8 protein-coding genes are annotated in these 11,048 nt (G+C 64.2%); 4 read left to right on the top strand and 4 right to left on the bottom strand.

The window, feature by feature from the left end; genetic code table 11:
* Window positions 1-329: 329 nt before the first annotated feature.
* From F9929_RS03905 to F9929_RS03890, 4 genes are all read right to left on the bottom strand, one after another.
* The gene (locus F9929_RS03905; RefSeq protein ID WP_152045247.1) at window positions 330-1,223 is read right to left on the bottom strand and encodes a hypothetical protein; all 894 of its coding nucleotides are present in this window, start codon (window positions 1,221-1,223) and stop codon (window positions 330-332) included.
* 141 nt (window positions 1,224-1,364) lie between these two features.
* A complete protein-coding gene (locus tag F9929_RS03900; protein WP_152045246.1) occupies window positions 1,365-1,724 on the bottom strand; it encodes a hypothetical protein in 360 nt (119 codons plus the stop codon).
* Between the two features lie 264 nt (window positions 1,725-1,988).
* Window positions 1,989-4,544, bottom strand: coding sequence for a polysaccharide deacetylase family protein (locus F9929_RS03895; RefSeq protein WP_193227607.1), 2,556 nt, complete (start codon window positions 4,542-4,544; stop codon window positions 1,989-1,991).
* Between the two features lie 117 nt (window positions 4,545-4,661).
* Window positions 4,662-7,121: a glycoside hydrolase family 113 gene (locus F9929_RS03890; protein WP_152045244.1), complete on the bottom strand. Its 2,460-nt coding sequence runs from the start codon at window positions 7,119-7,121 to the stop codon at window positions 4,662-4,664.
* Between the two features lie 352 nt (window positions 7,122-7,473).
* On the opposite strand from F9929_RS03890, the gene F9929_RS03885 reads away from it, so the two are divergent.
* The 4 genes from F9929_RS03885 to F9929_RS03870 all read left to right on the top strand — a co-directional run bounded on the left by F9929_RS03885 (window position 7,474) and on the right by F9929_RS03870 (window position 11,040).
* A complete protein-coding gene (locus F9929_RS03885; RefSeq protein WP_152045243.1) occupies window positions 7,474-8,811 on the top strand; it encodes a calcium-binding protein in 1,338 nt (445 codons plus the stop codon).
* A gap of 28 nt (window positions 8,812-8,839) precedes the next feature.
* Window positions 8,840-9,409, top strand: a complete 570-nt coding sequence (locus tag F9929_RS03880) for a serine O-acetyltransferase (protein WP_235919012.1) — start codon at window positions 8,840-8,842, stop codon at window positions 9,407-9,409.
* Between the two features lie 75 nt (window positions 9,410-9,484).
* Window positions 9,485-10,147, top strand: coding sequence for an acyltransferase (locus tag F9929_RS03875; RefSeq protein WP_152045242.1), 663 nt, complete (start codon window positions 9,485-9,487; stop codon window positions 10,145-10,147).
* A complete protein-coding gene (locus F9929_RS03870; RefSeq protein WP_152045241.1) occupies window positions 10,147-11,040 on the top strand; it encodes a glycosyltransferase family 2 protein in 894 nt (297 codons plus the stop codon). The genes F9929_RS03875 and F9929_RS03870 overlap by 1 nt, the downstream gene beginning before the upstream one ends.
* Window positions 11,041-11,048: the final 8 nt, after the last annotated feature.

Below are 11,048 nucleotides of genomic sequence, written 5' to 3'. Positions count from 1 at the left end.
GCTTAACTGAAATCCTCGTGAACTCTCGAAGTCTCTTCAGCCCTATACGTTTTCGCAGCGCAGCATGCAAGCTGCCGGAACGAAGTCTTACGATCCGGTTAAAGGTCGAAACAGTTCCGGCGAAGTAGCCCCACTGCACACGGACCCGTTATTTGCATGGCTAACACCCCGTTGCATTGTTCACGGAGCACTTTCGTCAAGCGCTGCGAGGGTTCACGATCCGTCATATTTTAAGCAACAGCTTGTTAAATTCTAAACGAAACCGCCTTGTCCCCCGGCAAATGCCGCGCAATGCCCGCGGCACCCTTCCGGCTTGCGGGGCCGGGATTTCAATTCGCGTCGGCGGCGCCGAAGCTGGTGCGCAGCCTGTTGCGCATGAAGCCTGCCCTTTGCGCCAGACGTTTGGCCGCCACCTTCTGAAGGCGCAGCCATGATGGACGCGGCCGAGACGCATAAACGCGCCGGGCGCGCTCGCGAACCGGCAGACCGGCGGTGGCGGCAAGAGCCTGCGGCACGCCGTCCTGGAATTGGCGGCGCATCCTGTCCACCCAATAATGAAACACGATGCCGTCGCTGCTCACCGCTTCGCGTTGGGCTTGAATGACGTGGCTGAGGGCCAGTTGCTCGGCGGTCGGCGCTTCGTCGAAGGTCGCCGTCATCTGATCGACGATCCGCAGCGCTTCGGCCATCAGGGGGCGGTCGTCCGATGTCAGGCCGACGACGCCGGAATTCCACATCACGATATCGCTCGGAATGGCGAACTTCGCCCCATTGGCGGCGTCGAACCTGTGTCCGAGAAGATAGCGATGCCAAGCCGCGAAACCCGGCGCCCGAACCGTGGCGATACTGCCTTCGGGCAGGTGCAGCGGCCGCTTTTCGCCCGTGACGGTGCGAAACAGCGCTTCCGGCGACCGCAGGAACCAGGTGTCGCTGTCCAGAAACACGACCTTGCCCGGAAAGCGCTCCAGCGAATCGGCCATGGCCATGATCTTGCGGCGGTGGCGGTAGCCGTGCGGCCCGTCCCACGCGGCAAGTTCTTCCTTCGACAGATCCCGGAACTCGACCGGCAGGCCTTCAAAGGGCGTGCGGTCGTCCGTGTAAACGACGATGCGCAGCCGTTTCAGTCCCGAACCCGCCTTATGCACTGCCGAAAGAACGGAGAACACCGCTTCCTGCTGATGCATCCCCGTGCCGTAGCAGAGATAAAGCAATGTGTTCGTCATAGGCAGCATCCCGATCGATCGCGAACGACGCCGAAGGGCGATCCGCGAAGTTTCGTTCGGCGGTGCTTTATCAACGAATCGCCGATCTGCCAAAGCTTAAGACGGAAGGCCGAAACTCATTCCTCCTGAAGTTGCATGAACTTAGGCGATATTGCGGCCAGCCTCGGTCGGCTCCGCATCGTCCGTTTGCGACCGGAACGGGGAACCTAAACGATCCTCCCGGTAGTCGTCATTCTTATGGATACCGTAAGCGCCCAGCATGAGGACGAATATCATGACGCAGAAAAAGAACATCGCTGCGATCATCCCATAATGCAGCATAGGGGAAAGCATGTAACTCGGCGGAAAACCGAGATAAAGATCGGCTAAGTATTCGAGCATCGTTGCGACCTGAATGACCTCGGCGGCTTCGCATCTGCGGACGATCGGAACGCGCCATCGGCCGCCTTCCCGACGATGGTGGAAACCCTCCTCACCTCCGGACGCAGGTTCGCTTTTCAACCGGCGCGGTTGATCGGACGAAACGGGTCTCAAAGTTCAACGGGTCGTCGCACCGCCTCCTCGCTCGATCGCTTTCCGAAACGAACGGGCTGATTGAACGGCACTTTTTCCGGCCTCAGCATCTACACAACTTTAAGCTTTATTTCAATTCTCAGTGCACGCATTAAGTTAGGATATCCGCGCGGTTCGCTCCCTTCCGGCAAGCCTGGCTTTCGCCAAAAGTCATGCTGCCGGAAGCTGCAAGCGATCTCGGAACGGAGACCGTCAGTCGCCGATCGGCAGAAATTCCGTCAGCATATTCAACTGCGGAAGATGGGGAGCCTCACGGTTCGCGTGTTGCGCGTCATTCTTCGCCCCTCCGTTCTCACTGCGCCCTTCGACGGGGAATAAGGCCCCGCGCCAAGCGAAGCCCTGCCAGATGTCGCGATTGTCGTGGCAGAAGCGCAACAGCCTTCTGGCCTCTTCTATCCGGGCCGGATCGGCGCTCGTGGCGGACCCGCCGAGGAACAGGGAATAACCGTTGCGGCGCGCATGGGCGGTCGCCGTTTCCATCCCAGCCGACCATTCGCCAGCCGTATCGTTTAGGGGCTGCGCAAGCTCGACCACGAAGGGGCGGGTTCGATGGGCAAGGCCGGCAACGTAAGCGTCGGCATCACCACTCGACACCCAGTTCCGCGCCGTTCCCCCTGTCCGCCCCTTGTCGTGGATCACGGCGCGGGCGTCCGCATCGCGGACACCCGCTCTTGCAAGGTCGGCCCGGCCTCCGCGCGGCAGGCAATATCGAACATTGTCGTTGCCGACGAATGCCTCCGCGATCTTGCGCCAGTGCTGCCGGATCGAATTTTCGCCGACTGGCGATTCATCCCCGTCGCCGGCCGGATCGTCCATCGCGAGGATCATGGTGCAGCCCACCTCGCGCGCCGCCAGAACGACGCGGCCGAGTGCATTCGCCCCGCCAGGACTGGCGATCCGGCCATCCCCGATGGAAACGCGAAAGGCGTTGAAGCCGATGTCGGCATGACGGCGCATGTCCGCAATCGTCGCAGAGTGCCTATCCAACGCCAAGGTCACACCCCGCAACGGCAGCGGCGCTTGCGGCAAGGCCTCGTACCAGTCGAGAAGCGTGCGCACCTCGACCAGCCCCGCCTCGTCCAGCTCGTCCAGATAGTCCACCATCTGCGCATAGATGGCGGCCGTCGTGCCGATGCCCGATCCATCGAGATCGTGGCAGAAGACGGGAAGCGTCGCGCCCTGGTGCACGGCGGCGTCGATGGCTGCCTTGATCTGCGGGAAGCCGCGCCGCGCCATGCTGAAACGGCCGAGCGAGAAGGCGCCGAGCACGCCGTCCTTCGTGGGGATCGCCGTGGACTGGACGCCGAAGCCCGTCAGCATTCCCTTCGCCCGCATCGCGGCATCGCTCGCCGGGCTGCTGCCTCCGCCGGGATAGCAGCAATGGTACTCCGACCCCTTGCAAGGGCGGCCGTTGCCGGTGACGGTCGTGGAAAGTCCGTTGTCGCGGATGAAGTCGATGCAGCCCTGGAGCTCGCGTTCGGCCGTGTCCCGCGTGACCGTGCCCCAATCGGGATGGGTGGTGGAATGGTTGATGATCGGCACGCCGGCCGCCTTCAAGGTGACGAGCTGTTTCATCGTGATGCGGGGCGCGCTCGCATTGGGTTTCCCGACGCTGTCGGCCTGAAGCGCGAGCGTCAGCCGCCAGCCCTTGTTCTTGGCGGCCAGCATGTCGTTCGCCGTGACCTGCGAGGCATAGCCGTCGTCGGCCATCGGGATCACGGTCGCCCGCCCCTTCGCGTTGAAGCGGATGGAATCGAAGCTGATCCGCGCGCCCCCATTCGGCCCGCCATAGACCGCGAGCGTGATCGCCGTGACGGGGCCGGCGAACCCTGCGCCCGCCGTTCCTTCCGCGATCGGCTTGGCATAAACCGAAGGCCCCCGCGCCAGGTTGTCGAAGGTGAGCTGCGTCGCCTTGTTGCCGGCCCCCTCCAGAATCAGGGCGAAGCTCTTCGTGGCGCGCGGGTCCGGCACGTTGACGGCGACCGACACGATATCGTCCTCGCGGATCGGCGCTTCGGTCGGCAAAGCCCTCCTGCCCCGCACCGTCGCCGTGATGCCGGGCGCCTGCGAAAGCCGGAGCGAACGGCGCCCGGTGACGAACCAGTCCGTGTCGGCCTCGTGCGTGGCGGGCTCCGGCGTCCATCGGCTCCAGCCGCTGGACAGGTCCTCGAAATCCTCGACCATGACGGATGTGCGCGGCGCCTTCAGCGTGAAGGTCGCCTCCCCCATGCCGTCGCCGCCATCCACCGTGACGTTGAAATATCCCGGCCGAACCGTTCCCCTGCCCTTCACGAGGGACGCGCCCGCCCCGAGCGTCACGAGATCGGCTCTTTCTCCGCGCGTCTCGATGGCGGCTCCTGGGATGAGGTTCTCGAACCGGCCAATGGGGGTTCCAGGCGGCGCTTCGGGTAAAACCGTGCGTCCCTGGAGCGACAGGGCCCCATCGGCGGCGGCCGCCAGTCGCAGCAGCGAACGGCGAAGGGGCGGCGTCGCTTCGGCATGCCATGTGTCGATCACGAGATCGATCTCGCCCGCGTCCAGCGGCGCATGACCGCGCCGGAGCGTCGGCCCTTCGGCGGAAAGAACGATCCGCCCGTCATTGGGAGAGAAATTGACGATCGCGGCGCGCGGATCGGCGAGCACGATCCGCGCGATCTCCTCGCCCGGCGAAAGCGCGGCCGGAAAGGACGTGGCGGAAAGCGTCACCGATGTGGGGGCGGCATCGTTGCCAATCTTGGTCCCGGTCAAGCCAGCCTCGCGCATTCGGATCGTCGGGACAGGGCTCCTGCGCCGTTGCGTTCAAAATAAGGAAGCCGCGCCGTCCCGGAAAGGAACGACGCGGCCGAGTGGTTGGGACGAGTGGGATCAGGCGAAGAGGATCGATCCCTCGACCTGCGCCCAGGTCGCGCCCTTCACGAGCACTTCCAGATGACCGGCGGCTCCCGCATCGGCGGTGATCAGAACGCCCTGCGCCGTGCTGGTGTGATGGAGCTGGTTCGCCGTGAAGCCTTCGAAGCGCAAGTTATCCTCGCCCCGCACGAAATCGTTCACGGTGTCGCGGGCGCCGTCCGCGTCATGGACGCCGAACACGAAGGTATCGCGCCCGGTGCCGCCCCAGATCTGGTCGGCCCCCTTGCCGCCGGCGATATAGTCGTTGCCGCTGTCGCCGTAGATCGTGTCGTTGCCGGCGCCGCCATAGAGCTTGTCGTCGCCGCCCATCAGCCGGATCGTATCGTTGCCCGAGCCGCCGATGATGATCTTGCCCTTCGTCGCAATGCCCGAGCCGATGATCGACAGATCGCTGGTCATGCCGGAGAAGTCGACGCGCGCCTCGTCGGCCACGGCGAACCGCTCGATATTGGTGAAGTTGGCCTCCGTGATCGTGTGCTGTCCCCAAAGGGTCACAAGATCGTTGCCCGCGCCGCCATCCACCTTGGCGGCTGGAGAATAAAGCATGATGTGATCGTTGCCGTCTCCCGCGAATATGGTGTCGCCCGTGCCGCGCACCATGATCTTGTCGTCGCCGCCTCCCGCCTTGACGATGCTGCCCCCGGTGGTGGTGATGCTGTCCGAGCCTTGCGTTCCCGTTACCGTCGCGCCGCTCTTGTCGAGAATGATGTCGAGGCCGGTCTTCAGCGCCGAAAAATCGACCGCGTGGCTGCCGGTGATCGACGCCCGTTCGACATTCACCACCGAGTCGGCCGCGAAGGTCACGCTGCCGTTCACCACGAGCCTGTCGTTGCCCGCCCCGCCGTCGATCAGCGTCGGTGCCTTGGACACGCTGATCGTGTCGTCGCCGCCACGGGCCAGGATCGTCGCGCCCGCCTCGGTCGCAGTCAGGTTGTCGCGTCCGTCCGTGCCGGTGATCTTCACCGGTTCGACCGGAACGGGCGCCGGCACTGTCGGGGTCGACACTTCGGGAACCGACAGGACCGGCGGCTTGATCGTCGGCATGAAGCTGTCCGACACCGAGAACTTGGTGATCGTGGTGCTGCTATAGGCGGTGGTGAAGGCCTTGGTGGAGCCCGCCGCCTCCGCTTCGTAGCGCACGCCGCCGAGCGTGATCGCATCCACATGCAGCGCTCGGCCGCCCGACGGGTTGAGGAAGTAGACCTCCACCGTATGCGCGGTTCCGTCGGCGTTCTTCACCATCGGGACCGACAGCTTATAGTCCTTGAAGTTGTCGCCCTTGTAGGATGTGGCGTTGCCCACCTCGATCGTGCCTACGAGCTGGCGGTCGACGATCACGGCCGCGATGGCCGGACCGCCCGCGACGTCGGCGGCAAGCTTCAAGGTCAGTTCGACCGTCTGCGTGCCGGCCTTCTGGATGACCGTGCCGCTGCCGTACCACTTCTTGACGATGTCTTCGGCCAGCTTGCCTTCGATGGAATAGCCCGACGCCCAGTTGGATTTGGTTTCCAGCGCGGCGCGGTCGGTGGACCAGCCCCAGATCAGGGTTCCCTTCATCCAGGACGACTGGGCGGAGAAGACCTCGAAGAGCGCATCGAAAAGAGCGGCCTGCTCCTTCTGGTCGACCGTGCCGCCGGAGGAGAAGTCCATCGGCTTGCCCGCGGTGCCGTCGAGGCTCCGGTAGCCGAGCTCGGTCATGATCATCGGCTTCTTGTAGGTCTCGGACAGCTTCTTGTAGTACTCGACCGGCGTCATGTTGTTGAAGAGCTTGGCGTAGAAGGGGTCCGAGGGAACCGAATTCCAAGCCTTCACGAAGTCCGCCTTGGTGGCGTTCTTGTCCGTGGACAAAGGCAAGTAGGGATTGACGCCGATATAGTCGACGAGATCCCAGATGCCCGTATTGGCGTCGGCATTGGCCGCATAGGTCAGCTTGCCGGAATAAACCGAGCGGATCGAGGAAACGATGTCGGCCCACTGGGCATGATATTCGGAGCCGGCCAACTGGTCGAGTTCGGTGCCGATCACCAGCATGTCGGCACCCTGCGCCTGGGCGACCTTGGCGTAATCCAGGATCCAGGCCTTGTAGTTCTTGAAGAAGTCGGCTTCGTTGGCCGGGTCCAGACGACCGCGCCAGTTGCCGTCGATCAAGTCGATATGCGGCTTCAGGATGGCCGTCAGACCGTTCGCCTTGGCATCGGCCACCGCCTTGGCAACATTGGCCAAGGATTCCGTCTGCTGCGTCGAGTAGATCGAGGACGAATACTTGTTGGAAAGGAAAGATGTGGAGGTGATGGCGATCGTGTTGGCGCCATCGGCCTTGGCGGCCTGCAGCGACTTCAACCACGGAACGGCACCATACTGGCCATTCCAATAAGATGCCTCGTTGAAACCGTTGAACTGGAATGCGCCGGACATTGCGACTTCACCCGCCAGATTTGATCTGACACCAACATACCAAGCGCTTGTTTTAATGAGGATAAAGCAACCGCGTTCGTTTGAATCGACTCTCGCACCCGCCGAAAAGCCCTCGTTAACCGATAGGCGTCGGTGGCCGGGCACCAAACGCGGCCCTTATTCGTGGTCAGGCTTTGGCATTGTTCGGGTGAAGACCAAATCCAGCCTCGCGCATTGCACGAGCTTGCGGAAACACGACCGACTCGTTTAAACAAACTTTACCGGTCGATGTCTGGGGGGACATCGACACACCGCTCGATCTGCGCCACATGACTTGCGCGCAGCGAGCGGTTTCTTTTGAAGGGGTCCGAAGATGCCGTTCCAGGGAACACCGCAGGACGATATCTACGTCATCGACGAGAACGCCGTTCCCGGCGTGCTGGACGGCGGCGACGGCATCGACCTCCTGGTGATCCACCGCACGACGTCGAAGACACCCTTTTTCCTCGATCTGACGGCTCTCGGGCCCCAGGATCTCGGCGGAGGTTCCTCGGTCGTCAATTTCGAGCGCGTCGAGTTCTATGGCGGCAGCGGCGACGACATCGTCGCGGCCAAGCGGATCGGCACGACGAACCATCTCGAAGGCAATGGCGGCAACGACTTCCTGCGCGGCAGCCAGGGGAACGACGTCATTCTCGGCGGCACCGGCGACGACACGCTTTACGGCTATGGCGGCGACGACAAGCTCGACGGCGGCGACGGCAACGATCTCCTGAAGGGCAATATCGGAGACGACCACATCTTCGGCGGACGCGGCAACGACACGCTCTACGGCTACTACGACAACGACCACTTGGACGGCGGCGAAGGCGACGACCAGCTCCACGGCGAGTTCGGCACCGACGTCCTGATCGGCGGACGCGGCAATGACGGCCTTTACGGGGGCGCCGACAACGACGACCTGTCCGGCGGCGACGGCAACGACACCCTGTTCGGCGAAGCGGGCGACGACACGCTCGAAGGCGGGGCGGGCGACGATTATCTTTCGGGTGGCGATGGCAACGACCGCTTCACCTCCTGGAGCAACAACGGCAAGGATTTCATCCACGGCGGCGCGGGCGACGACTTCCTTCTCCTTCACCGTTCGGCGACCTCTACGGCCCTGCGCATCGACCTCACCGACGCCACGCGCCTTCAGAAGCTCGCCGACGGCACGCAGATCGCCTCGATCGAGCAGTTGCGCTTCGTCGGCGGATCGGGCGACGATGTCGCGATCGGCGGCCGGCTGACGGACGAACTTTTCGGCGGGCGCGGCAACGATCGCATGGAAGGGGCCGGCGGCGACGATCTCCTGTCAGGCCAGGACGGCAACGACATCCTCATCGGCGGCGCGGGCCAGGACAAGCTCGTGGGCGGGGAAGGCAACGACACTCTGGCCGGCGGCGAAGGCAACGACGTCCTGCAGGGCGATGCCGGCGACGACATCTTCGTGTTCGGGGCCAACAACGGCTTCGATACGGTATCGGGCTTCGTCGCGGCCGGCGGCGACCTGATCCAACTGCGCGGGATCTACGCCAACTTCACCGAACTCTCCTCCCATATGCGCCAAGTCGGAACGAGCGTTCTGATCGACCTCGGCGAGGACGGATCGGTTTCCATCATGTCGACCAAGCTGGCCGACCTGTCTTCGAGCGACTTCCTCTTCGCTTGAGGTCCATTCCAGAAGGAACGCGCAGCTTTTGTTCAGTCATCTCGGCGAGGATTACCGCACCTATCGCGAAGGCCTCCTGGCGCAGGGTTTCTGGGCGTTGCAGATCCATCGCTTCGGCATGGCGCGCAAGCGCGTGCCTTGGCGGATCGTGCGCTACCCCTGGGCGGCGCTGCACGTCGTTCTGTCGAAGGTCTCGCAGATCCTGTTCGGTATCTATATTGGCCCGAACGCGGTAGTCGGACGGCGCTTCACCATCGAGCATTTCGGCGGCATCATCATCCATTCCAAGGTCACGATCGGCGACGACGTGACCGTCCGGCAGGGCGTGACGATCGGCAACCGGCATCTGGACCGCCCCAACGACGTGCCGGTGATCGGCAACCGCGTGAATGTCGGGGCCGGCGCGAAGGTCCTGGGCGGCATCGTGATCGGCGACGACGTGTCGATCGGGGCTAATGCGGTGGTTCTGAAGGACGTGCCGAGCGGCTGCGTGGCCATCGGCGTGCCGGCGGTGATCCGCCAGCGCACGCCCATCCCGGCCGCGGTTTTCGAGACCCCCGTCACCGTGACGGAAACGGGCATCGATGCGGCGTCTTGAGGACAACCGGGGGCCTGCGCCCGCGGGTCCCGGCCTCAAGCCCCTCCAACGGGTTCACCCGACGAAAGGTACCGAATGAAGTCGGTTCTCATCAAGGCCGCTCTCGCTTCCATCATGCCGACGAGCGGGTTGCGCCGCTGGGCCGCGTGCCGGTTGCTCGGCCATGAGATCGATCCTTCCGCCCGGATCGGCCCCCTCACCCTTTTGGCGGTGGACAGCATGAAGATCGGACGCAATGTCCGGATCGGAATGCTGAACATCTTCAAGGGCCCGATCGCGGTCACGATCGGGGCCGATACCCGCATCGGGCGCAACAACCGGTTCTCGTCTTCCTGGCATATCACGCAGGCGCGCTTCGCCGATCGCAACTACACGCCGCGCCTCGTGATCGGCGAGAAGGCGCTCGTCCTCAACGACCACTTCTTCGATGTCTTCGGCCTCGTGGAAATCGGCGACGGCTCGTGGATCGCCGGCTATGGCAGCCAGTTCTGGACCCATGGTCTGAGCGTCACCGACCGCGACATCGTCATCGGCCGCAACAACTATATCGGCTCGGCCGTGCGCTTTTCGCCGGGCGCCCGCATCGGCGACCGCAATATCGTCGCGCTCGGCTCCGTCGTGTTTTCCAAGATCGACGCGAACGAAAGCCTGATTTCCGGCTTCCCGGCCAAGCCCATCCGCTCGATCTCGGAGGATCTGGCGGCCGGGCGCTATCGCTTCTCCTTCGAGGACTGGTGATGCGGGAAGCCACCGTCACCGTCGCGATCGCCTCGGCGGGCCGCCCATCGCTGGCCGCGACGCTTCAGTCCATCGCCGCCCAGCACCTGCCGGACGGCGTGAAACTCGATGTCGTGATCGCCGACGACAGCCTGGACAAGGCCGTCGCGCCGATCGTTGAGGCTCGGGCCGACGCCGCGCTCCGCGTTGCCGTGGTGCCCGTCGGAGCGCGCAACATCGCCATCGCCCGCAATGCCGCCCTGACCCAAGCAAGCGGCGAGTTCGTGGCCTTCATCGACGACGACGAGATCGCCGATCCCGACTGGATCGCGGGGCTTCTAGATGCGGCCATGCGGCACGAGGCCGACGCCGTTTTCGGTCCCGTGCGGGCGATCTACCCGGTCGATGCGCCGTCCTGGATCGCCAAGGTCGGCGTTTTCCGCAAGACCCCCGGCACCGACGGACAGCGCGTCGAAACGGGCGCGACCTCGAACGCCCTGTTTCGCAGGGGAGCGGCTCCCGATCTCCTGTTTCGCGAGGAGTTCGGCCGCACCGGCGGCGAGGACACCGATTTCTTCCGCCGTCTGCACCGGCGCGGCAAGGTTCTGGTGGCGTCCGAGAAAGGCGCGGTCAGCGAGAACGTGCCGCCGGAACGTCTTCGCGTCGGCCATCTGCGCCGGCGCTATACCCGCGGCGGCCACACCTTCGCGGCCATCATGCTGGAAGGCCGCCCGGCCGGGGGGCGCGCGGCCTTCTACGCCTCCTCGGCCGCCAAACTCGCGGTCAGCGGCACCGCCGCCCTCGCCCTTGCCCCGTTCCGGCGGGACCTCGCCCTGTCCTCCGCGTTGAAGGCATGGCTGAACCTCGGCAAGCTGCTTCACGCCGCAGGACGCTCGCCCCCGCAACTCTACTGACGCCGGAG

Source organism: Aureimonas psammosilenae, assembly GCF_009176975.1.
GTDB lineage: Bacteria > Pseudomonadota > Alphaproteobacteria > Rhizobiales > Rhizobiaceae > Plantimonas > Plantimonas psammosilenae.
The sequence above is the reverse complement of the archived record's forward strand: the minus strand, read 5'-3'. Positions and strand labels throughout refer to the sequence as shown.